This is a genomic window from Agrococcus sp. SL85 (assembly GCF_026625845.1).
GTDB lineage: Bacteria > Actinomycetota > Actinomycetes > Actinomycetales > Microbacteriaceae > Agrococcus.
The window spans coordinates 535436-557497 of the sequence record NZ_CP113066.1; the positions used below are offsets into that span (position 1 = coordinate 535436).

Sequence of the window (22062 nt, forward strand, 5' to 3'; positions counted from 1 at the left end):
CGGCCGCGTCAGCGCACCCGCGCGCCCGCCCTCCACACCGCCGCGGTGAGCGGGACGCCCGGGCGGTAGGCGAGGTGCGCGGCGGACGGGGCCTCCAGCAGGTGAAGGTCGGCGCGCGCGCCGGGGCGGATGCGGCCGAGCGGTGCGAGCGCGCGGCCGTCGCGGGCGACGGCCTCCGCGTCGCGGCCGAGCGCGATCGCGCCGCCGAGCGTCGCGGCCCGCACGGCCTCCTCGACCGTGAGGCCCATCTGCAGCACGGCCGTGGCGACGCAGAACGCGATCGAGGTCGTGTAGGAGGTGCCGGGGTTGCAGTTCGAGGCGATCGCGACGACCGCGCCCGCGTCGAGCAGCCGCCGCGCGGGCGCGAGCGGCATGCGGGTGGAGAGGTCGCACGCGGGCAGCATCGTGGCGACGGTGCCGCGAGCGCCACCCGTCCACGAGGACGCCAGCAGCGCGACCTCCTCGTCGTCGAGGAATGCGACGTGGTCGACGCTCCGTGCGCCGAGCTCCACCGCCAGGCGGACGCCCGGGCCCGGCCCCAGCTGGTTGCCGTGGACGTGCAGCGCGAGGCCCCGCGCGACGCCGGCCTCGAGCACGCGACGGGACTGCGCCTCGTCGAAGGCGCCGCGCTCGCAGAAGACGTCGATCGCGTCGACGAGCGGCGCGACGGCGTCGAGCATGGGGCCCGCGACGTGCTCGACGTAGGCGTCGGCCTCCCAGCCCTCCGGCACGAGGTGGGCGCCGAGGAACGTCACGACCTCGGCGCGCGTGCGCGCGACGCGAGCCGCCCGCACCTCGTCGTCGATCGTGAGGCCGTAGCCGGTCTTCGCCTCGAGCGCCGTCGTGCCGCCCGCGAGCGCCTCGTCGGCGAGCCGGTCGAGGGTCGCGGCGAGCTCGGCGTCGCTCGCCGCGCGGGTGGCGGCGACCGTGACGGCGATGCCACCCGCGGCGTAGGCCTGCCCGGCCATCCGCGCCTCGAACTCCGCCGAGCGGTCCCCCGCGAACACCGGGTGCGTGTGGCTGTCGACCCAGCCGGGCAGCAGCGCGCGGCCGCCGGCGTCGAACCGCTCGTCGGCGGCGGGCGCCGCGGACGACGGCCCGACCCACGCGATCCGCTCCCCCTCGACCACGACGGCCGCGTCGGCGAGGCGGCCGAGCGCGTCGTCGTTCGTCGTCAGCTCGCCGATGCGGTCGATGAGGAGCGCCACGCTCACGCCTCCCGCATGGGCACGCGCACCTCGTGCTCCTCGGCGAAGCCGATCGCCTCGTCGTAGCCGGCGTCGACGTGGCGGAGGACGCCCATCGTCGGGTCGTTCGTGAGCACGCGCTCGAGCTTCTCGGCCGCGAGCGGCGTGCCGTCGGCGACCGTCACCTGGCCCGCGTGGATCGATCGGCCGATGCCGACGCCGCCGCCGTGGTGGATCGACACCCAGCTCGCGCCCGAGGAGGTCGAGACGAGGGCGTTGAGCAGCGGCCAGTCGGCGATCGCGTCGGAGCCGTCCTTCATGGCCTCGGTCTCGCGGTACGGGCTCGCGACCGAGCCCGAGTCGAGGTGGTCGCGGCCGATGACGACGGGCGCCGAGAGCTCGCCGTTCGCGACCATCTCGTTGAAGCGCAGCCCCGCGCGGTGCCGCTCGCCGGCGCCGAGCCAGCAGATGCGCGCGGGAAGGCCCTGGAAGTGCACGCGCTCCTGCGCCATGCGGATCCAGCGGTGCAGGTGCGCGTCGTCGGGGAAGAGCTCGAGGATCGCCTCGTCGGTGCGGCGGATGTCCTCCGGGTCGCCCGAGAGCGCCGCCCAGCGGAACGGGCCCTTGCCCTCGCAGAAGAGCGGGCGGATGTAGGCGGGCACGAAGCCGGGGAACGCGAAGGCGTCGGCGAAGCCGCCGAGCACGGCCTCCGCCCGGATCGAGTTGCCGTAGTCGAAGACCTCGGCGCCGGCGGCCTGGAAGCCGACCATCGCCTCGACGTGGCGCGCCATCGAGGCGCGCGAGCGAGCGGTGAAGCCCTCCGGGTCGCGCTCCCGCTCCGCCTGCCAGTCGTCGAAGGCGACCCCGGCGGGGAGGTAGGCGAGCGGGTCGTGCGCGCTCGTCTGGTCGGTGACGACGTCGATGGGCGCGCCCATCGCGAGCAGCTGCGGCACGACCTCGGCGGCGTTGCCGTGGATGCCGATCGACAGGCCGCGGCGCGCGTCGCGCGCCTCGACCGCGATCGCGAGCGCGTGCTCGATCGAGTCGGCGAGCACGTCGAGGTAGCGGTGCTCGATCCGGCGGTCGATGCGCGAGCGGTCGACCTCGACGCAGATGGCGACGCCGTCCTGCATCGTGACGGCGAGCGGCTGCGCGCCGCCCATGCCGCCGAGGCCCGCGGTGAGCGTGATCGTGCCGGCGAGGCTCTCGCGGCCGAGCGCGCGGGCGACCGCGCCGAAGGTCTCGTAGGTGCCCTGCAGGATGCCCTGCGTGCCGATGTAGATCCACGAGCCGGCCGTCATCTGGCCGTACATCGTGAGCCCCTCGGCCTCGAGCCTCCGGAACTCGGGCCACGTCGCCCAGTCGCCCACGAGGTTCGAGTTGGCGATGAGCACGCGCGGCGCCCACTCGCTCGTGCGCAGCACGCCCACGGGGCGGCCCGACTGCACGAGCAGCGTCTCGTCGGCCTCGAGCCGCGCGAGCTCGCGGACGATCGCGTCGTACGAGCGCCAGTCGCGCGCGGCGCGGCCGGTGCCGCCGTAGACGACGAGCTCGTCGGGGTGCTCGGCGACCTCGGGGTCGAGGTTGTTCTGCAGCATCCGCAGCACCGCCTCCTGCTGCCACCCCTTCGTGTGCAGCTCGGTGCCGCGGTGCGCGCGGACCGGACGTGCGCCCTCCATCATGCGTTCCCTCCGTCGTGGTGGATGCCGGCGGCAGCGAGCAGCGCGCCGGACGCGACGAGCGCGCGGGTGCGCTCGATGTCGTGGGCGAGGAAGCGGTCGGGCCCGATGCCCGGCACCTCCTCGCGGATGGCCGCGATCGCGGCGCCCGTGCGCTCGCCCGCGCCCGTCTCCCGCAGCTCGATGCCGCGCGCGGCCGTCATGACCTCGATCGAGAGCACGCGCTCGAGGCCGTCGATCGCGCGGCGCAGCTTGCGCGCGGCGCCCCAGCCCATCGACACGTGGTCCTCCTGCATCGCGCTCGACGGGATCGAGTCGACCGATGCCGGCACGGCGAGGCGCTTGAGCTCGGAGACGATCGCGGCCTGCGTGTACTGGGCGATCATGAGCCCGGAGTCGACGCCCGGGTCGTGCGCGAGGAAGGGCGGGAGGCCGTAGGAGCGGGCGGGGTCGAGGAAGCGGTCGGTGCGGCGCTCGCTCATGGAGGCGACGTCGGCGACCGCGATGGCGAGGAAGTCGAGCACGGCCGCGACGGGCGCGCCGTGGAAGTTGCCGTTCGAGACGACGCGGCCGTCGGGCAGCACGACGGGGTTGTCGATCGCGGACGCGAGCTCGACCGCTCCGACGCGCTCGGCGTGCGCGGCCGTGTCGCGCGCGGCGCCGTGCACCTGCGGCGCGCAGCGCAGCGAGTAGGCGTCCTGCACGCGCGTGTCCTCGGGCCCCTTGTGGCTCGCGACGATCGGGCTGCCGGCGAGCAGGGCCGCGATCTGCGCGGCGCTCGCGGCCTGGCCCGCGTGCGGGCGGAGGGCCATGAGCTCGGCGGCGAAGGGCGCGTCGGTGCCGAGGAGGCCCTCGACGCTCATCGCGGCAGCGAGGTCGGCGGTGTCGAGCAGGCGGTCGAGGTCGGCGAGCGCCATGCAGAGCATCGCGAGCATGCCGTCGGTGCCGTTGATGAGGGCGAGGCCCTCCTTCTCGGCGAGCACGACGGGCTCGAGCCCCGCGCGGCGGAGCGCCTCGGCCGCGTCGAGCAGCTCGCCGCCCAGGCGCACGGGGCCCTCGCCCATCGCCGCGAGCGCCACGTGCGAGAGCGGCGCGAGGTCGCCGGAGCAGCCGAGCGAGCCGTGCTCGCCGACAACGGGCACGACGTCGGCGTTCAGCATGGCGGCGTAGAGCTCGACCGTGGCCCGGCGGGCGCCGGTGCGGCCGGTCGCGAGCGTCTGGAGGCGCAGCAGCATCAGGCCGCGCACGACCTCCGCCTCGACCTCGTCGCCGGAGGAGGCCGCGTGCGAGCGGATGAGCGACTGCTGCAGCCGCGTGCGGTCCGCGGGCGCGATCGCGGTGTTCGCGAGCGCCCCGAAGCCGGTGGAGATGCCGTAGTGCGGTCGCACGTCGCTCGCGAGCGCGTCGATGACGGCGCGCGAGGCGTCGACGCGCTCGAGCGCGGCGGGGCTGAGGCGGACACGGGCGCGGTGGCGCGCGACCTGGACGACCTGGTGTCGGTCGAGCGGCGCGTCGCCGAGGACGATCTCCTGCATGCCCCTCATCCCACCGGCTCGAGACTGCTGGCGCATCGCCTCCCGCGCCAGTAGCGTCTGAGATCTCAGACACAACCGCCGAGCGGTCGCGTGCGGCGGTTCGCGCGCAGCCCGGGCCGCCACACGCGACCGCTCGGCGCGGGGCCCAGGCGGGAGCGACCGCTCGACGAGCGGACGGAGCGGGGGCGAGCGGTCGGAGGGATGGAGGGGCGCATGGGGATGCCGCGGATGCCGGCGGCGCGGAGCGCGCTGCGCGTGCTCGTGCTGCTCGCCGAGCAGGCGGGACCCGTGCGCGCCGCGACGATCGCCCGCGAGCTCGGGATGCCGCGCTCGAGCGCCTACCAGCTGCTGCAGGTCATGCGGGACGAGGGCTTCCTCGTGCACTACCCCGAGCTCGGCGCGTGGGGCCCGAGCGCGCGCGTCGAACGGATCGGCTCGCGCGTCGCGGCCGCGACGCGCCTCGAGCGCCTCGCCCAGCCCGTGCTCGACCGGCTCGTCGCGGAGGCGCCGCTGCCCGCCACCGGCCACCTCGCCGTGCTCGCGGGGCGCGACGTCGCCTATGCCGGCCGCGGCGCGGGACCCCGCTCCCCCGTGACGGTCTCGCGCGTGGGCGTGCGCCTGCCCGCCGTGCGCACCGCCACGGGCCGCGCCCTGCTCGCGGCGCTCGGCGACGACCAGGTGCGCGCCCTCATCCCGCACGACCGCGACCTCGCGGGCGAGCGGCCCGCCACCCGGCAGGCGCTCACGACGCTGCTCGCCGGCGTGCGCCGCCGGGGCTGGGCGATCGAGGAGGGCGAGGTCGATCCGGCCTACGGCTCGGTCGCGGCCGCCGCCTTCGACGCTGCCGGGGCGCCGGCGGCATCGGTGGGCGTCACCTTCCGGCTCGCCGACGCGGGCCCCGCGGACGGGCCGGCGTGGGCGGCGCTCGGCGAGGGATGCGCCGGCGCGGCCCGCGAGCTCGGGCGCCGGCTCGGCCGGGATCGGAGCGAGCGCTGACGCGCGAGCGCCGCGCCGCGCGGCGACGGGCGCTCGCGCGCGGCGCCGATGCACGAGCACGATCGGCCGACAGGCGATCCCGCCGAGCGCGACGGGCGATCCCGCGCGCGGCCGCCGGGCGCTACCGCGCCGAGGCCGCCAGCGCCGCGCGGCGCCCGACGCGCTCTGCGCGCCCCGCCACGAGCGAGAGCAGCAGCGAGACGACCACGACGACGAGCGCGGCGGCTGTGAGCGCCGGCCAGCCGGCGGCCTCGAACGGCAGCCCGAGCGCCCAACCGCCGACGGCCGAGCCGACGTAGAAGCCGATCGTGTACACGGCGCCCGCCTGGGAGCGGGCAGTCGCGCTCGAGCGCGCCCCCACCTGGGACGCGGCGGTCGCGTGGGCGACGAAGAAGCCGAGCGTCACGAGCACGAGGCCCGCGATCACGAGCGGCAGCGGCGGCAGCGCCATGGTCGCGAGGCCGACGAGCATCGTGGCGTGGCCCGCGAGCATCGTGGTCCGGGCGCCGATGCGGCGCGCGATCCCGCTCGACGCGCGCGAGCCGACCGTGCCCGCCGCGTAGGCGACGAAGATGAGCGAGGCGACGGCGGGCGCGAGCGCGTAGGGCGGCGCCTCGAGCCGGAAGGCGAGGTAGTTGTAGACGCCCACCTGCACGCCGACGAGCAGGAGCGCCTGCACGTACAGCGGCCACAGGCCCGGCCCGCGCAGCGCCTCGGCCATGCGGCGCCGGCGCGGCCCCGGCGCGACCGCGGGCCCGGCGCCGCGGCCGCGGATCGCGACCAGGAAGACGACGATCGCGACGGCGCCGAGCGCCACGACCACGAGCACGGCGCCCCGCCACCCGATCCAGGGGGCGAGGGGGCCGACGACGAGCCGGCCCGCGGCGCCGCCCACGGAGGTGCCGGCGATGTACGCGGCGGCGACGGCGGCGGCGGCCCTGCCGCTCAGCCGCTCGTAGGCGACGGCGACGCTCAGGGCCGGCACGGCGCCGAGCGCGGCGCCGCCGAGGCAGCGGAGCACGAGCAGCCAGCCGGCGTCCGGCGCGACGACGACGGCCGCCGCGAGGACGATCGAGCCGATCGCGGCGATGCGCATCATGGCGAGCTTGCCGAAGCGGTCGGCCGCGAAGGCCCACGGGATCACCGAGGCCGCGAGGCCGCCCGTCGCGAGCGAGACGGTGAGCGCCGCCTCGGCCGGGCTCGCGCCGAGCTCGCGCGCGACCTGCGGCAGCGCGCCCTGGATCGCGTACAGCTGCGTGAACGTGGCGAGGCCGAGCGCGAGCAGGGCGACCGTGAGGCGGCGGGGCGAGATCGCGACCGTCGGGCGCTGCACCCCGGGGCCGAGGGCGGCGGGGACGACGGTGGCGGGCACGTGCCCGAGCGTAGGGCGCGCGTGAGCGCATGACCAATGCCCGACAATGTGCATCCCATACGCTCTGCACATGCATCCTGATCCCCGTGACACCCGCCTGCTGCGCGACCTGCCCGCGCTCGTCGCCGTGCGGCGCACGGGCAGCGTGACGGCCGCCGCGGACGAGCTCGGCGTGCCGCAGCCGAGCGCCACGCGGGCGCTGCAGCGCATCGGCGCAGCGGTCGGGGCGCCCGTCGTGCGCCGCGAGGGGCGCGGGGTGGTGCTCACGCCCGCGGGATCGGCGCTCGCCGACGCGGGCGAGGCCGCCCTGCAGGCGATCGGCGACGCGCTCGCCGCGATCGCCCGCGGCGGCTCGATCGGCGACCGCGAGCTGGGCATCGCCTTCCAGACGATGCTCGGCGAGCGGCTCGTGCCGGAGGCGATCCGGCGGTTCCGCGCACGATGGCCCGAGGTGCGGCTGCGGCTCGAGCACGGCTCCCGCGCCCGCTGCGTCGAGGCCTTGGAGCAGAACCGCGCCGACATCGCGGTCGTCGCGGCCCCGCCGGCATCGGCGGGCGAGGTCACGATGCTCTACGCGGAGCCGCTCGTCGCCGTCGCGGCGCCCGACCACCCGCTCGCGGCCATGCACGAGGTCACGGTCGAGGCCCTCCGCGGCTGGCCGCAGATCATGCTCGCGCCGGGCTACGGCATCCACGACGCCGTCGAGGCGCTCTTCGCGGCCGACGGCGGGGCCGTGCCCGCGCCGACGCTGGTCGTGGGCGAGTACCGCGCGGCTCGCGGCCTCGCCGCGGCGGGCCTCGGCGTGGCCGTGCTGCCCCCGAGCCCGACGCGGATCGACGACGGGGTCCGGGAGGTGCCCGTGCGGCATCCGCTCGCGCGTCGCGAGATCGGCGCGGTCGTCGCCGACGAGCAGGATCCCGCCGTGCAGGAGCTGCTGCGGGCGCTGCTCGAGGCCGCGGCGCGGCGCTCCCCCGCGCCGTAGCGGCTACTCGGGCTCGACCTCCTCGTGCGGGCCCGGATCGCCGGGTCGCGCCCCCTCGTCGTGGCGCGGGGCGAGGTGCTCGCGCTCGTGCTCGAGCTCCTCGATGTGCGCGCGGGTCTCGGCCATCACGACCTCGCCCTCGGCGACCGCGCGCGCGAACGAGCGCCCCGTCGCGTCGTCGACGAAGGCGGCCTGACCCTCGCCGGGATGCGCCTCGCCGTCGTCGTGCGGGGCGTGCCGGGCGCTGCCGGCTCGGTCGTCGTGGTCGGGCATCGCGCACCTCCGTCGACGGCGGCGCCGTCGCCGCCGCTCGGCCCCAGTCGAGCACACCCGCGGGGCGCGCACCAGGGGGCGATCCGCGTCAGCGGACGGCGAGCCACCAGACGCCGACGATCGCCTGCGCGAGCGCGAGCACGAGGGCGGTGCCGATGAGGACGGCGTGCACGCGCAGGAATCGCGTCGGCCGGCCGGCGCCGTCGCGCGCCCGCGGGTCGGCCGCGACGCGGCGCCAGAACGGCGGCCACACGATGGCCGCGAAGGCGGCGCCGACGAGCAGCAGGACGCCCGCGGCGAGGCCGAGCGCCTCAGGCATCGGCCCGGCCCAGCACCTCGGCGAGCGTCGGTGCGGCGAGGTCCTTCGCGCTGATCTGCGCGCGGTCCTCCACGTCGACGGGTACGGGCCACGCGATGCCGAGGGCGGGGTCGAGCGGCGTGAGCGCCACGCCCGCCATGGCCGGCGTCCACTCCTCGGTGAAGCAGTAGACGTACTGCGTCGGCGTCGCGCCCGTCGACTGGAAGCCGTTGCACACGCCCTCGGGCACCAGGATCTGGGTGCCGGGCTCGAGCGCCGCCTGGAAGACGGCGCCCTCGGTCGGCGAGCCGGCGCGGGCGTCGACCCACGCACCCCAGGCGGTGCCGTGCGCGATGGCGATGAGCTTCACCATCGATTCCCCGTGCATGCCCCGGATCGCGCCGGGCATCGTCTCGGTCACGTTGACCTGCCGGAACGCGGGCAGCGGGAGCCCCGCGGCCTCGAACGCGGAGGCGCGGTAGAACTCGCGCACCGTGCCGCGCTCCTCGCGCACCTGCTTCATGCGGATGAGCGCGAGGCCGTCGATCGTGGTCGCCTGGACGTCGAAGTCGATGATCTCCACCACCCCTCCAGCCTAGGCGGGCGGCGGGTGCCGCCGGGCGCCCCGGCTGCCCCAGCGGCGTCGGCTATCGTGCGCGTGGAGGTGCCGATGAGGATCCATGCCCGCGCGGCCGCGGCGCTGCTGGCGATGGTCGTCGCCACGACGCTCGCAGGGTGCGTCGTGCTGCCGCCGTCCGCGCCGCCCGCGCCCGCGACCTCCAGCGCCGCGCCGGCCCCCACGCCGAGCGCCTCGCCCTCGCCGAGCGCCGCGCCCTCGTCGGAGCCGTCCGCGGAGGCCGACGGCGACGGCATGCCCGTGCTGGACGCGCACGGATGCTCGACCGAGATGGTCGCGGCGCTCCTCGACACCCTCGCGACCCTGCACGTGCGCGAGGGCTTCCTGCACCCGGAGGTCCTCGAGGGCACCGACGTCGCGTGCGCGCTGACCCGCCCTGCGGAGGAGGGCGAGGACTTCGCGACCTTCTCGGTCGCCGTCGTGGCTGCCGGCGATGGCGTGCTCGACCGCATCGACGCCGCGATCCTCGCGACCGGGCTCGAGCCCGACCCCATCGTCTGGGGCATCTACCAGACGGGCGACGGCACGCCCGTGGCCTTCCTCGACCCGATGCCCGAGTGGGCGAGCGTCATCGCCGAGATGACGCCCGCGCCTGCGGGCGCCGAGGACTGGGTGGTGGTCCTGTGGTACGAGCCGGTCGCATGACCCGCCGCGGTCCGCTCCTCGCCGTCATGGCCGCCGCCGCGCTCGCGCTCGCCGGCTGCGCCGTGCCCCTCCCCTTCGCGGCCCCGACCGCTGCACCTCCCGCCAGCGCGGAGCCGGCGCCCACCGCGGCGGCCTCGCCCAGCCCCGGCGACGCCGCCGCGGACCCGGACCGACCGCTCGCGGTCGTGGACGGGGCCTGCACCGAGCTGCTGCTCGACGAGGTCGCCTCCGATCCCGACGAGCCCTTCGAGGACGGGTTCACGAGGCCCGAGCTGCTCGAGGGGCTCGAGATCGGCTGCTCGGGCACCCAGGCGACGCCCGCCAACGAGTACACCGCGACCTTCTCGTTCGCGCTCGTGCGCGCCGAGGAGGGGACGATCGAGACGCTCGACGAGCGCATCCTCGCCACGAGCGGCTACGTGCGGGGCGATCCCGCGCTGCCCTACTACGTCGACGAGGGGCAGGCCGCGTGGGTCTACCTGTACTCGGGGATGGTCTGGGAGCAGCTCGAGGGCGCCGGGCCCTTCGACGACGCCGAGGCCTGGGTGCTGCTGCGCTGGCACGAGCCTCGCTGACGCGCGCCGCGCGATGCCGGAGCGCTCGGCGGGCTACGCGGCCGGATCGTCCTGCCGCGACGCCGCGATGCGGACCAGCCGCCGCAGCACCGACTCGTCGACCCGGTCGAGCCGCTTGACGTAGACGCAGCCGGCCCCCTCCGTGTACTCCCCGAGGCTCGGCAGGAGGGCCGCGCCCTCCGGCAGGTCCTTGAGGCCGTACAGCGAGATCGCGCCCTTGCGCGGCGAGAAGCCCGTCTTCGGCCACTCGCCCCGGCGCTTCGGGTCTGACGGGCTCACGTACCGGTAGCTGCCGTAGCCGACGATCGACGGGCCCCAGAGCACCGCCTCCTCCCCGGTCTCCTCGCGGAAGATCTCGTCGAGCCGACGCCCCTCCTCCACGCGCCGAGGCGGCTGCGCGGCGTCGAGGAAGTCGGCGACGGATGCGGCGGTGGGCTGGGTCTTCTGCTCGGCCATGCCGCCATCATCCGCCTGCAGCGCGCGGCCGTCCAGCGGCTTCGATCCGCGGTCGCACCGCGTCCGCGAGCGCGCGGGGCCACCACGGCTCGTGCGCGAAGAGGTCGGCGGCGAGCGCCACGAACGCGGACGCCGCACTCGCATCGCCCCGTGCGAGCTCGCGGTCGAGCGCGGCAGCGATCGCAGGGCGGTGCTGCTCGACGCGGCGCCACGGGTCCAGCGCATCAGGCGCCCCCTCGAGGGCCAGCAGCGCGAGCAGGGCGCCGGCCGCGTCGCCCAGGTGACGGCGGCCGACGAGGCGCTCGCCGCGCGCCGCACGGCCCGCGCCGACGAGGGCCGCGCGGAGCAGGGCGGAGGCGATCGAGGCGGGGTCGCGCCGCGGCGGCGCGAGCGTCGGCGCCATCCGCGCCTCGAGGTCGCCCAGTCGATCGACCGCGACGCGGAGCGCCCCGCTGCGGCTGAGCGCCAGCTCGTCGGGCGCGAACACCGCGTACTCGAGCAGGTGGCCGTCGTCCAGCACGGCCCACGCGCCGTGCGCGGTGTCCTGCTCGTGGAGCACGATCGCTCCCTGCGGGACGGGGAGCCACGCGGCGCTCGCCCGCAGCGCCGGGGCGACCGCCGGCTCGGCGATCACGAAGAAGTCGTGGTCGCTCCAGCCGTCGGGCTCGTGGGTCGTGCCCGCCGCGCTGCCGACGAGCAGCAGGCCGAGCACGCCAGGAGCGTCGGACGCCCATGCCACGAGGCGATCCGTCAGCCCGTCGAACGCCGCGCGATCCATGCGAGGAGCCTAGGGCGGGCACCTGGCCCCGGGCACGCAGAAGGGCCCCGCCGGAGCGGGGCCCTTCCAGTGAGTCCAGAGGACTTACTTGATGATCTTCGTGACCGTGCCGGCGCCGACCGTGCGGCCGCCCTCGCGGATGGCGAAGCCGAGGCCCTCCTCCATGGCGATCGGCTGGATCAGCTCGACCGTCATGTCGGTGGTGTCGCCCGGCATGACCATCTCGGTGCCCTCGGGCAGCGAGATGACGCCCGTCACGTCCGTCGTGCGGAAGTAGAACTGCGGACGGTAGTTCGTGAAGAACGGGTTGTGGCGGCCGCCCTCGTCCTTGGACAGGATGTACGCCGTGCCCTCGAAGTTGGTGTGCGGCGTGACCGAACCCGGCTTGACGACGACCTGGCCGCGCTCCACGTCCTCGCGCTTGGTGCCACGGAGGAGGAGGCCGCAGTTCTCGCCGGCCCAGGCCTCGTCGAGCTGCTTGTGGAACATCTCGATGCCCGTGACGGTGGTCTTCTGGGTCGGACGGATGCCGACGATCTCGACCTCCGAGTTGATGCCCAGCGTGCCGCGCTCGGCGCGGCCCGTGACGACCGTGCCACGGCCGGTGATCGTGAAGACGTCCTCGATCGGCATGAGGAACGGCTTGTCCTTGTCGCGCACGGGGTCCGGGATCGACTCGTCGACGGCCTCCATGAGCTCGAGGACGGCGTTGACCCACTTCTCGTCGCCCTCGAGAGCCTTGAGGCCCGAGACGCGGACGACCGGCGCGTTGTCGCCGTCGAAGTCCTGCGACGAGAGGAGCTCGCGGACCTCGAGCTCGACGAGCTCCAGGATCTCCTCGTCGTCGACCATGTCCGACTTGTTGAGCGCGACGAGCAGGTAGGGCACGCCGACCTGCTTGGCGAGCAGCACGTGCTCGCGCGTCTGGGCCATGGGGCCGTCGGTCGCGGCGACCACGAGGATCGCGCCGTCCATCTGGGCGGCACCCGTGATCATGTTCTTGATGTAGTCGGCGTGACCCGGCGCGTCGACGTGCGCGTAGTGGCGCTTCGGCGTCTCGTACTCGACGTGCGAGATGTTGATCGTGATGCCGCGCTGACGCTCCTCGGGAGCGGAGTCGATCGAGGCGAAGTCGCGCTGCACGTTGGTCGCCGACGGGTACTTGTCGGCGAGGACCTTGGAGATCGCCGCCGTGAGCGTCGTCTTGCCGTGGTCGACGTGACCGATCGTTCCGATGTTGACGTGCGGCTTGGTCCGCTCGAACTTGGCCTTAGCCACTATGTCCTCCTAGGACTTCTCATGCGTGCACCGCCGCGTCCGCGGCAGAGCGTTCGGGGTGGTGTTGACTTATGGTACTTGGGCCCGCGGTCCAGGGAAAACCGAGCCCGTGGGGGCGGGGATGCGGGGCGACGGCCAGGCCGTCGCCCCGACGATCACTCGCCCTTGCTCTTCTGGACGATCTCGTCCGAGACGGCCTTCGGCACCTCGGCGTAGGTCGAGAACTCCATCGAGTAGACGGCGCGGCCGGACGTCTTCGACCGCAGGTCGCCGACGTAGCCGAACATCTCCGACAGCGGGACGAGGGCCTTGACGACCTTCACGCCCTGGGCGTCCTCCATCGACTGGATCTGCCCGCGGCGCGAGTTGAGGTCGCCGATGACGTCGCCCATGTACTCCTCGGGCGTGCGCACCTCGACCGCCATGAGCGGCTCGAGGAGCGTCGGCTGCGCCTTGCGGGCCGCCTCCTTGTACGCCATCGAGCCGGCGATCTTGAACGCCATCTCCGACGAGTCGACGTCGTGCGCCGCACCGTCGAGGAGCGAGGCCTTCACGCCGACCGTCGGGAAGCCGGCGAGCACGCCGACCTGCATGGCGTCCTGGATGCCCGCGTCGACCGAGGGGATGTACTCACGGGGCACGCGACCGCCGGTGACGGCGTTCACGAACTCGTAGGTCTCCTCCGACGTGATCTCCATCGGCTCGAGCTTGATCTGGATCTTGGCGAACTGGCCCGATCCACCCGTCTGCTTCTTGTGGGTGTAGTCGAACTTCTCGATCGTGCCCTTGAGCGTCTCGCGGTAGGCCACCTGGGGCTTGCCCACGTTGGCCTCGACCTTGAACTCGCGCTTCATGCGGTCGACGAGGATGTCGAGGTGCAGCTCGCCCATGCCCTTGATGACCGTCTGGCCGGTCTCCGGGTTGTTCTCGGTGCGGAAGGTCGGGTCCTCCTCGGCCAGCTTCTGGATGGCCGTGGAGAGCTTCTCCTGGTCCGCCTTCGTCTTCGGCTCGATCGCGACCTCGATGACCGGGGCCGGGAACGTCATCGACTCGAGGATGACGGGGCTGGCCGGGTCGGAGAGGGTGTCGCCCGTGGTGGTGTCCTTGAGGCCGATCACCGCGTAGATGTGACCCGCGGTCACCTCGTCGACGGGGATCTCCTTGTTGGCGGCCATCTGGAAGATCTTGCCGATGCGCTCCTTCTTGCCCTTCGTCGAGTTGACGATGGCGGCGCCCGAGTCGGCGTGACCGGAGTACACGCGGACGTAGGTGAGGCGGCCGAAGAAGGGGTGGACGGCGACCTTGAACGCCAGGGCCGAGAACGGCTCCTCGCGGTCGGCGTGGCGCTCGATCTCCTTCTCCGGGTCCTTCGCGTCGTGGCCGGGGATGGCCGGGACGTCGAGGGGGCTCGGGAGGTAGTCGACGACCGCGTCGAGCATCGGCTGCACGCCGCGGTTCTTGAACGCCGAGCCGCAGAGCACCGGGTAGACCTCGCTCGCGAGCGTGAGCTTGCGGATGGCGCCCTTGATCTCGTCGATCGAGAGCTCCTCGCCCTCGAAGAACTTCTCCATGAGCGCGTCGTCGGTCTCGGCGACGGTCTCGAGGAGCATCGTGCGGTACTCCTCCGCCTTCTCCTTGAGGTCGGCCGGGATCTCCTCGACCGTCCACTCGGCGCCCATCTTCACGTCGCCCTTGGCGTCGCCGCGCCAGGTCTTCGCGTTCATCTCGACCAGGTCGACCACGCCCTCGAACGACGACTCGGCGCCGATCGGGAGCTGGAGGACGAGCGGCTTCGCGCCCAGGCGGTTGATGATGGTGTCGACCGTGAAGTAGAAGTCGGCGCCCAGCTTGTCCATCTTGTTGACGAAGCAGATGCGGGGGACGTCGTACTTGTCGGCCTGGCGCCAGACGGTCTCGGACTGGGGCTCCACGCCCTCCTTGCCGTCGAAGACGGCGACGGCGCCGTCCAGCACGCGCAGCGAGCGCTCGACCTCGACCGTGAAGTCGACGTGGCCGGGCGTGTCGATGATGTTGATCTGGGTGCCCTTCCAGGCAGCCGTGATCGCCGCGGACGTGATGGTGATGCCGCGCTCCTGCTCCTGCTCCATCCAGTCCATCGTCGAGGCGCCGTCGTGCGTCTCGCCGATCTTGTGGTTGACGCCCGTGTAGAACAGGATGCGCTCGGTGGTGGTGGTCTTGCCGGCATCGATGTGCGCCATGATGCCGAAGTTGCGCACCTTGGTCAGGTCCTTCTGGGCCTCTTGAGCCACTGGGTTCCTCCGAAGTGATGGATGGGGAGAGGGAAGTGTGGGGTGGGCGCGCCCCGCGTCGCCGCGGGGCGCGCCCGGGCTGTCACCAGCGGTAGTGCGCGAAGGCCTTGTTCGACTCGGCCATCTTGTGCGTGTCCTCGCGACGCTTCACGGCGGCGCCGAGGCCGTTCGAGGCGTCGAGGATCTCGTTCATGAGGCGCTCGGTCATGGTCTTCTCGCGACGCGCCTTGGCGTAGGAGACGAGCCAGCGCAGCGCGAGCGTGTTCGCGCGGTGCGGCTTGACCTCGACGGGGACCTGGTAGGTCGAGCCGCCGACGCGGCGCGACTTGACCTCGAGGGTCGGGCGGATGTTGTCGAGCGCCTTCTTGAGCACCACGACCGCGTCCTGGCCCGACTTCGTGCCGACGCCGGCGAGCGCGCCGTAGACGATGCGCTCGGCGAGGCCCTTCTTGCCGTCGAGGAGGATCTTGTTGACGAGCTGCGAGACGATCGGAGCGCCGTAGACGGGGTCAGCAACGACCGGGCGCTTGGGAGCGGGACCCTTGCGAGGCATTACTTCTTCTCCATCTTCGCGCCGTAGCGGCTGCGAGCCTGCTTGCGGTTCTTCACGGCCTGGGTGTCGAGCGCGCCGCGCACGATCTTGTAGCGCACGCCGGGGAGGTCCTTCACACGACCGCCGCGGACGAGCACCATCGAGTGCTCCTGGAGGTTGTGGCCCTCGCCGGGGATGTAGGCCGTGACCTCGGTGCCGTTCGAGAGCTTCACGCGGGCGACCTTGCGGAGCGCCGAGTTCGGCTTCTTGGGGGTGGTGGTGTAGACGCGGGTGCAGACGCCGCGCTGCTGCGGGTTGGCCTTGAGCGCGGGCGCCTTGGTCTTCGAGACCTTCGGCGACCGGCCCTTGCGGACCAGCTGCTGGATGGTGGGCACGTTGCTTCCTCCTGCTGCACGGTGACAGCGTTCGATGTGGTTCGCCGGGGGTCCGGCTCCATCGGTGCATCCGCCGCGCGCTCGCGCGCTCCCTCGCGGGGGCGGATATGCCGTGGGGGTCCGCGGGATGCCCCGCTCGCCCTATGTGCGGCCGCGACCCCGCGCATGGCGCAGGGCGCGCATGTGCGCACACCCGGCCAATGCTACGCCGGGTGACGTGCGACGGTCAAGGCCAGCGAGCCGCCGCTGCCGCGTGGTTCAGCGCGCGGCGCCGGGCTCGACCGCGGCCGAGCCAGTGGCGCCGACGACCACGGAGGCCAGGAAGTCGAGGTGCGCGGTGCCGAGCGGCGCGGCGACGAGCCTCGCCGCGTCGTCCTCGGGCAGCGCGGCAGTGGTCACGAGCGCGCGCAGCGCCGCCGCGCGGTCGGCCTCGAGCGCCGCGGCCGCCGCGCGCGGCACCTCCCGCTGCGCGAGCGCGATGCGCTGCTCCGCGGCGCGGCGCGCGCTGGCGGTGCGCTCGGCGATGCTGCTCCGCAGCGCCGCGGGAGCGCCGTCGGCGCGAGCCCGGGCGGCGGGGTCGGCCGCCCGCACGAGCGCGCAGCGGAGCGCCGCCGCGATGCCGAGCGCAGCGACCGCCCCGGCGAGCGCGGCGCCGAGCTGCAGGCCCGCGACGAGCAGGATCACGGCGACGATCGCGGCGATGGCCGCCACGAGCTCGACGACGATGGTCTGCGCCCGCGACGGCGGCGCCGAGCGGCGGGCGCGCAGCGCCTCGGGCGAGACGAGCAGCACCGCCACGGCGAGCATCCCCACCGACCAGGGCCAGGTCTCGGCGGCCGGGGCCTGGCCGCGGGCCAGGTGGAAGGCGAGGCCTCCGCCCGCTGCGAGCGCAGCAGCACCCAGGCGCAGCTTCGTGCCGCCGCCCGCGTAGCCGATGCCCAGCGCCTCGCGCTGCTCGGCCGCCGCCTCGCCGGCGACGCCGTGCGCCTCGCGCTGGAAGGCGGCGCCGGCCTCGCGCAGCGCCTCGCCGAGCGGGGGTGCGCCTCTGCCGCGACCGCGAGCTCGATCTCGGACGCGCGCGACGGCCCGAGGCCGGGCTTCGCCGTGCGCGCGAGCTCGCTCGCGGCGCTCACCGCGCGACGTCCATGCTCGCGACGAGCGCATCGCCGCGCCCGATGAGCGCGGCGGTGGTGAGCGGCGGCGCGGGCTCGCACGCGAAGATCGCGACGCCGCCGTCGAGCGCGACCGCGAGCGACCACGCCGTCGCCCGCGTGCCGTCGTCGAACGCGTACGGCAGCGACCACAGCGCGCGCACCGCGCGCCTGCCACCGAGCTCGTAGTGCTCGACGACGGGCTCGGTGTACGTCTCCTCCATCGGCTGCACGAGCGCCTCGAGGCCCTCGCCGTCCGGGGTCTCGGAGGTGCCGACGAAGCCGTGCACGAGGGCGGGGGCCGAGAGCCCGGGCTCCTGCAGGAGCAGCTCGAACTGCGAGGCGGGCATGCGCAGCTCGAGCGCCGCCCGCACCTGGTCCTCCGAGGCGCCCAGGCCCACCGCGTGCGCGATCGCCGCCGCGTCGACCTCCTCGGACGACGGCAGGGCGGGCAGGACGGTCCACAGGCCCTCGTCGACGACGAGGCCGACCTCGGTCACGCTGCCCACCGGAACGTCGCGAGCATCGCGTCGGCGAGCACGAGCAGCTGCCGCACGACCTGCTCGGGCAGCTCGGCGCCGTTCGCCGCGACGACGACCACCACGCTGAGCAGCATCCCCTGGCGGCGGCCCGTGCCCGGCACCGCGACGAGGCCGTTGCGCGTCAGCGTCTGCACGCGCGAGCCCTCGACCGTCGCGGTCGTCCCTTGCGTCCAGGCGAGCACCGGGCTGCCCTCGGCGAGCGGGGCGGCGCCGCGCTCCTGCACGAGCTCGCCCACGTAGGCGTCGAGGCTCGCGCCCGCCGGCGGCCGCAGCCGAGCGGCGACCATCGACATGGGCGTCATCGCCTCGGGGTCGTCGGTCTCCTGCAGGTACATGCGCACCACCTCGCGGCCGCCGCCGCTGCTGAGCGCGGCGCGCAGCTGCGAGCGCAACTGCGCGTCGAGGTCCGGCCGGCCGTGGCGCTTGAGGACGGCGGTGGCGCGCTCGTGCAGCGCGGCGATCGACGCCTCGTCGGCGTCGACGCTGCGCCAGCCGGGCGGCAGCAGCAGCGCGAACTCGGGCCAGGCAGGAGCCTGCGGCAGGGTCTCGGACGACGCGGTCATGCGACCACGCTACCGACCGGCACCTCAGCCGCCGACCGCATCGGAGACGGTGTCGAGGGTCGGGTAGACCGAGCCGAACATCGCGTCGGCCATGCCGCCGAGGCCCTCCGCCAGGTTCCCGGGCACCTGGCCCGGCTGGAAGCCGCCGAGCCGGCGCACGACGTCGCCGTAGGAGCCGGGCAGCTGCCACGGCGTGTGGCGCAGCTGCATGATCGCCTGCGTGCCGAGCGTCGCCTGGCGGAGCTCCGGGATGACGCGGTTGCCCATGCCCGACCACGCCTGCGCGGCGGCCGCGCGCGTCGAGCGGAGGTTCTGCGCGCCGCGGATGAAGTCGTCGCCGAAGTGCGCGAGCACCGCGGAGGCGCGCGAGCCCCGGCTCGCGCCGCTGATCACCGGGCCGAGCTTGGCGAGCTTCCCGAACGGCACGATGCTCAGCGCCGCGAAGGCGACGTCGGTGCCGGTCTTCCTGCCCTCGACCGCGAGGACGATCGTGCCGAGCAGCGCGACGACGCCCACGACGAGCGCGATCGCCGCGACGATCGGACCGCCGATGACGAGCGCGACCACGACGAGCGCCACGCCCACCCAGCCGAGGATCGTGACGAAGGTGTCGAGCGCGCCGACGAAGTCGTCCCAGGTCGAGTCGCGGACCCCGTCCTCGTTGGCGTCCTCGAGGCCCTGGCGCGCGGCGTCGTAGGCGGCGTCCCAGGCCTCGTAGGGGCCGTCGTAGCGGTTCGCGGCCTGCTCCCACTCGGTGACGGCCTGGTCGAAGGTCGACTGCTTCGAGGACTCCTGGTCCTCCTCCGCGCCCTCGAGGTCCCAGGACGCGCTGCGGACCGCCTCCCAGAGCGCCTCGCAGTCGGCGATCACGGGCCGGACGGCGGTCTGCGCGTCGTCGAGCGCCTCGCCGTAGGCCTTGACCGCCGCGCCCGAGGGGCTGTAGCGGATGCCGGCGGTCTTGAGGTCGGCGTAGACGTCGTCCGCGTCCTTGCGCAGCTCCTCGATCGATTGGCCGGCGCCGACCGTGCCGTCGGCGAGGTGCTTCAGCGTGTTCGCCGCCTGCTGCATCTGATCGCCCAGGCTCTCCATGGCGCGGCCGCGAGCGATGATCGTCGCGGCCTCGCCCGCGATGTCGCGGATCTCGTGGCCGCCGACCGGCGTCGGCGGCATGCCGCCCCGGTAGAAGGAGCTGTTCTCGGTCATCCGTCGTTCCCGTCCTGCACCTCGGACGCGGTCGCGAGCTCCACGTCGAGGTCCTCCCATGCCGTGCGCGTGTCGTCGACCCGCTCCTTCAGCCGCTCGAGCTTGGCCTTGAGCGTGTCGCGCTTGTCGTCCCAGGCCTCCTCGAACTCCTGCGCCTGGTCGCGCAGCCCGCCGCGCCCGAGCGGCGTGCCGATCGCGGCCTCCAGGGCCTCGCTCCTGCCCGTGGCGTCGTCGAACTCGGCGACGATGTCGCCGAGCGCGGTCGACAGCGTCTCCATGCTCCGCAGCGGGATGTCGATGTCGTCGTAGGCCATGGGGTTCCTCTCGCGTGACCTGAGCGTGGCGCGAGGACCCGACCCAACGGCCGGGTCCTCGCGGGATCAGCCGTGGGTCAGCTGCCGGCCATCTGCTCGTCGAGCGACTGGATCGCCTGCATCATGCCGCGCAGGGCCTCGCCCATGTCGGAGATGCCCTCGATCGCCGTCTCCAGGCCCGAGGTCAGCTCCTCGTAGCCCTCACCGAACTTGCCCGACGCGTGCTGCGTCTTGAAGTCCTCGCCCAGCAGCGTGTCCACCGCCGACTTGAGGTCCTTGAGGACACCGGCGATGTCCTCCTTGCCCGTGTCCAGCTTGCCCGCAGTGGACTCCATCTCGGCATAGGAAGCACCGAAGTCGCTCATCGTCCGTCCCTTTCGACGTGGTCGCGCGGCCCGGTCGGACCCGCTGCGCTCCACGGTAGGGGCGCGGCGCTGGGGAGTCGATGGGGAGTACTCCCCATCGGACTGGGAATCCGCTGGGGAGCGCTCAGGCCCCGGGCCCGACGCCTGCGACGCCCCATGCCTCGAAGGAGCCCTGCGGCGCGGACGCGCGGAACGGGCCCTCGGGCCCCTCGACCTCGAGCGACGCGACGAGCGCGTGCGCGAGCGGCAGGACCTCCGCGGCGAGCGGGGGGAGCGTCGGCTCGAGCGAGGCGCGCACGAGCGCGACCCCGTCGCTCCAGACGAGGTCGACGCCCACGAGCGGCACGGGGCCGCCGGCCTCCGGCGCTTCGATGCTCGTGCGCCGCACGATGCGGAGGCCCGGCCCGAGCAGCGGATGCTCGACGGGCGATGCCGCGCCCTCGTGCTCCTCGGGCGCCCCCTCGGCGGCCCCGAGCTGCACGTGGAGGATCGCGGTGCGCAGCTCGCGCTCGGGCCACAGCTGGAAGCACAGCGCGTCGTCGGGCGCCCGGCTCGCGAGCGCGTGCTCGAGCGCCGCGGGCACGAGCACCCCGTGCTCGGGCCGCCAGCGGGCGCCCCAGTCCGCGCGCAGGCTCGCCCGCCGCCGCCGCGACCCACGCACGGGCCCGCTCCCCCTCGAGCGCCGGCACCTCGAGCCATCCGGGCTCCTCGGAGCGCATCGCGACGCGCCAGCCGCGGCCCTCCCCCGCCTCGTGCACGGCGCTCAGAAGCCCATCCAGCGCAGCGCCGGGAAGCGATCGGCGAGGCCCTCGGTGCCCGCCGCCTGCGTGCCGTAGTTCGCGACCTTGATCGCGTTGCCCAGGTAGGAGTGGCCGAAGTCGACTCCGACCGCGAGCCGGGTGGTCCAGTCGGTGCCGGGCTCGAGCACGTTCGAGAGCATCGCGAAGTCGTCGACGCCCTTGCCGGTGAGCAGGCGCGTCATCGTGCCGCCCAGGCCGTTGCTGTTGAGCTGCAGGAAGGCGCTGGCCCCGGCGCGGAAGCCCTGCGCGCCGCCGCCGGCAAACCGCGACGCCATCGACAGCGTCCGCAGCTGCCCGACGGCGGCCGAGTAGGTCGAGGGCTTGAACGCGCCGCCCGCGACGTCGCCGAGCACGCTCACGACGCCCGACCTGCCCTGCGCGAGCTTGCCGAGGGAGCCGAACGGGATGACCCCGACGATCGCGAGCGCGAGGTCGAGGCCCGAGGCGTCGTCGCGGCAGAACTGGTAGACGGTGAGCACGAGGGTGGCGATCGCGACGATCGCGCCCAGCGCGGCGAGGATGGGGCCGCCGATGACGAGCCCGACCACGGCGAGCACGAGGCCCACCACCTGCAGCACCTTCAGCGCACCCGCCACGAACCCGTCCAGGTCGTCCCAGAACGAGTCCTCGATCTTCCCCGCCACCGCATCGCCGACATCCGCCGCCGCAGCCTCGAACGCCGACTCCCACGAGTCGTAGTCCGCATCGAAGCGCCGCGCCTCGTCCTCCCACGCCTCGTACGCCAGCCGCTTCGCCTCGTCCTCGTCGGCCTGCTGCTGCGCCTCCTCGCTGCCCGCCTCCGGCTCGAACCAGCCACCCGTCCCCCGCGGCTCCACCGAGCCCGGCAGCGACCGGAACGTCTCCCACAGCCCCTCGCACAGCGCCACATGCCCCGCGATCGCCGACTGATCCTCCGACAGCGCCACCCCGTACCGACGCACCACCGGACCCGTCGGCGTGTACAGCTGCCCCGCCTCCGCCAGCGTCCCGTGCACATCGCCCACGCCCTCGCGCAGCTTCGCAGCAGCCTTCCCCTGCAGACCGTCCGTGCCCTCCGCCAGACCCTCCAGGATCGTCGCCGAGTCCGACATCATCCGACCCAGCGCCTCGATCTCCTCACCACGCCGGATGATCGTCTGCGGATCCCCCTCGACCACCACGATCCCGCGACCCTTCGGCGACGGATCCATCCACGACATGGCACGCTCCTCAGCACTCGCTCCGACCTGTGCCCTC

The 22062-nt window shown here is 74.3% G+C and carries 25 protein-coding genes; 4 read left to right on the plus strand and 21 right to left on the minus strand.

The genetic code is table 11. From position 1 onward, the window contains the following. Positions 1 to 8: 8 nt before the first annotated feature. From hutI to hutH, 3 genes are read right to left on the minus strand one after another with little or no spacing between them, the layout of a single operon-like run. On the minus strand, positions 9 to 1208 hold the full coding sequence (gene hutI, locus OVA14_RS02625; RefSeq protein WP_267505473.1) for an imidazolonepropionase: 1200 nt from the start codon (positions 1206 to 1208) through the stop codon (positions 9 to 11). 2 nt (positions 1209 to 1210) lie between these two features. Further along, complete coding sequence (gene hutU, locus OVA14_RS02630; protein ID WP_267505474.1) at positions 1211 to 2866, minus strand: urocanate hydratase; 1656 nt, start codon at positions 2864 to 2866, stop codon at positions 1211 to 1213. Then, entirely contained in the window at positions 2866 to 4410 is a 1545-nt protein-coding gene (gene hutH / locus OVA14_RS02635) for a histidine ammonia-lyase (RefSeq protein ID WP_267504753.1), read from the minus strand. Before hutH ends, hutU begins: the two co-directional genes overlap by 1 nt. A gap of 204 nt (positions 4411 to 4614) precedes the next feature. Between hutH and OVA14_RS02640 the strand changes: the two genes are divergently transcribed. Further along, positions 4615 to 5397 (plus strand): IclR family transcriptional regulator, encoded by a 783-nt coding sequence (locus OVA14_RS02640; protein ID WP_267504754.1) that lies wholly within the window; start codon positions 4615 to 4617, stop codon positions 5395 to 5397. Between the two features lie 121 nt (positions 5398 to 5518). On the opposite strand, the gene OVA14_RS02645 is transcribed toward OVA14_RS02640, so the two are convergent. Next, positions 5519 to 6769: an MFS transporter gene (locus OVA14_RS02645; protein WP_267504755.1), complete on the minus strand. Its 1251-nt coding sequence runs from the start codon at positions 6767 to 6769 to the stop codon at positions 5519 to 5521. 70 nt (positions 6770 to 6839) lie between these two features. Here OVA14_RS02645 and OVA14_RS02650 point away from each other — a divergent pair, with 70 nt between their 5' ends. After that, positions 6840 to 7751, plus strand: a complete 912-nt coding sequence (locus tag OVA14_RS02650; RefSeq protein ID WP_267504756.1) for a LysR family transcriptional regulator — start codon at positions 6840 to 6842, stop codon at positions 7749 to 7751. A gap of 3 nt (positions 7752 to 7754) precedes the next feature. Here the strand turns inward: OVA14_RS02650 and OVA14_RS02655 are convergent, their stop codons facing one another. The 3 genes from OVA14_RS02655 to OVA14_RS02665 form a co-directional block, all read right to left on the minus strand. Then, entirely contained in the window at positions 7755 to 8024 is a 270-nt protein-coding gene (locus tag OVA14_RS02655) for a hypothetical protein (RefSeq protein WP_267504757.1), read from the minus strand. A gap of 88 nt (positions 8025 to 8112) precedes the next feature. Next, positions 8113 to 8343, minus strand: a complete 231-nt coding sequence (locus OVA14_RS02660) for an SCO4848 family membrane protein (protein WP_267504758.1) — start codon at positions 8341 to 8343, stop codon at positions 8113 to 8115. After that, positions 8336 to 8908, minus strand: a complete 573-nt coding sequence (locus OVA14_RS02665) for a dTDP-4-dehydrorhamnose 3,5-epimerase family protein (RefSeq protein WP_267504759.1) — start codon at positions 8906 to 8908, stop codon at positions 8336 to 8338. Before OVA14_RS02665 ends, OVA14_RS02660 begins: the two co-directional genes overlap by 8 nt. An 84-nt stretch (positions 8909 to 8992) precedes the next feature. On the opposite strand from OVA14_RS02665, the gene OVA14_RS02670 reads away from it, so the two are divergent. Next, complete coding sequence (locus OVA14_RS02670) at positions 8993 to 9604, plus strand: hypothetical protein (protein WP_267504760.1); 612 nt, start codon at positions 8993 to 8995, stop codon at positions 9602 to 9604. After that, positions 9601 to 10179, plus strand: a complete 579-nt coding sequence (locus tag OVA14_RS02675) for a hypothetical protein (protein WP_267504761.1) — start codon at positions 9601 to 9603, stop codon at positions 10177 to 10179. Before OVA14_RS02670 ends, OVA14_RS02675 begins: the two co-directional genes overlap by 4 nt. Positions 10180 to 10212: 33 nt before the next feature. Here the strand turns inward: OVA14_RS02675 and OVA14_RS02680 are convergent, their stop codons facing one another. The 14 genes from OVA14_RS02680 to OVA14_RS02745 all read right to left on the minus strand — a co-directional run bounded on the left by OVA14_RS02680 (position 10213) and on the right by OVA14_RS02745 (position 22025). After that, positions 10213 to 10635 carry a DUF1801 domain-containing protein gene (locus OVA14_RS02680; protein ID WP_267504762.1) on the minus strand — a complete coding sequence of 141 codons (423 nt, stop codon included), beginning with the start codon at positions 10633 to 10635 and terminating at the stop codon, positions 10213 to 10215. 7 nt (positions 10636 to 10642) lie between these two features. Then, positions 10643 to 11413 (minus strand): hypothetical protein, encoded by a 771-nt coding sequence (locus tag OVA14_RS02685; protein ID WP_267504763.1) that lies wholly within the window; start codon positions 11411 to 11413, stop codon positions 10643 to 10645. 84 nt (positions 11414 to 11497) lie between these two features. Further along, on the minus strand, positions 11498 to 12691 hold the full coding sequence (gene tuf, locus OVA14_RS02690) for an elongation factor Tu (protein ID WP_188715697.1): 1194 nt from the start codon (positions 12689 to 12691) through the stop codon (positions 11498 to 11500). 155 nt (positions 12692 to 12846) lie between these two features. Beyond that, positions 12847 to 14961, minus strand: coding sequence for an elongation factor G (gene fusA, locus OVA14_RS02695; RefSeq protein WP_267504764.1), 2115 nt, complete (start codon positions 14959 to 14961; stop codon positions 12847 to 12849). An 82-nt stretch (positions 14962 to 15043) separates the two neighbouring features. Further along, complete coding sequence (gene rpsG / locus OVA14_RS02700; RefSeq protein ID WP_267504765.1) at positions 15044 to 15514, minus strand: 30S ribosomal protein S7; 471 nt, start codon at positions 15512 to 15514, stop codon at positions 15044 to 15046. Next, positions 15514 to 15888: a 30S ribosomal protein S12 gene (rpsL, locus tag OVA14_RS02705; RefSeq protein WP_021010916.1), complete on the minus strand. Its 375-nt coding sequence runs from the start codon at positions 15886 to 15888 to the stop codon at positions 15514 to 15516. The genes rpsG and rpsL overlap by 1 nt, the downstream gene beginning before the upstream one ends. A gap of 258 nt (positions 15889 to 16146) precedes the next feature. Then, positions 16147 to 17052, minus strand: a complete 906-nt coding sequence (locus OVA14_RS02710) for a hypothetical protein (protein WP_267504766.1) — start codon at positions 17050 to 17052, stop codon at positions 16147 to 16149. Beyond that, positions 17018 to 17539, minus strand: a complete 522-nt coding sequence (locus tag OVA14_RS02715; RefSeq protein WP_267504767.1) for a hypothetical protein — start codon at positions 17537 to 17539, stop codon at positions 17018 to 17020. Before OVA14_RS02715 ends, OVA14_RS02710 begins: the two co-directional genes overlap by 35 nt. Continuing rightward, on the minus strand, positions 17536 to 18144 hold the full coding sequence (locus OVA14_RS02720; RefSeq protein ID WP_267504768.1) for a hypothetical protein: 609 nt from the start codon (positions 18142 to 18144) through the stop codon (positions 17536 to 17538). Before OVA14_RS02720 ends, OVA14_RS02715 begins: the two co-directional genes overlap by 4 nt. A 24-nt stretch (positions 18145 to 18168) precedes the next feature. After that, positions 18169 to 19347 (minus strand): hypothetical protein, encoded by a 1179-nt coding sequence (locus OVA14_RS02725; protein ID WP_267504769.1) that lies wholly within the window; start codon positions 19345 to 19347, stop codon positions 18169 to 18171. Continuing rightward, positions 19344 to 19661 (minus strand): hypothetical protein, encoded by a 318-nt coding sequence (locus OVA14_RS02730; protein WP_267504770.1) that lies wholly within the window; start codon positions 19659 to 19661, stop codon positions 19344 to 19346. The genes OVA14_RS02725 and OVA14_RS02730 overlap by 4 nt, the downstream gene beginning before the upstream one ends. Positions 19662 to 19738: 77 nt before the next feature. Beyond that, positions 19739 to 20026: a WXG100 family type VII secretion target gene (locus OVA14_RS02735; RefSeq protein ID WP_267504771.1), complete on the minus strand. Its 288-nt coding sequence runs from the start codon at positions 20024 to 20026 to the stop codon at positions 19739 to 19741. A gap of 124 nt (positions 20027 to 20150) precedes the next feature. Then, a complete protein-coding gene (locus OVA14_RS02740) occupies positions 20151 to 20687 on the minus strand; it encodes a hypothetical protein (protein WP_267504772.1) in 537 nt (178 codons plus the stop codon). A 102-nt stretch (positions 20688 to 20789) separates the two neighbouring features. Continuing rightward, positions 20790 to 22025, minus strand: a complete 1236-nt coding sequence (locus tag OVA14_RS02745; protein WP_267504773.1) for a hypothetical protein — start codon at positions 22023 to 22025, stop codon at positions 20790 to 20792. Positions 22026 to 22062: the final 37 nt, after the last annotated feature.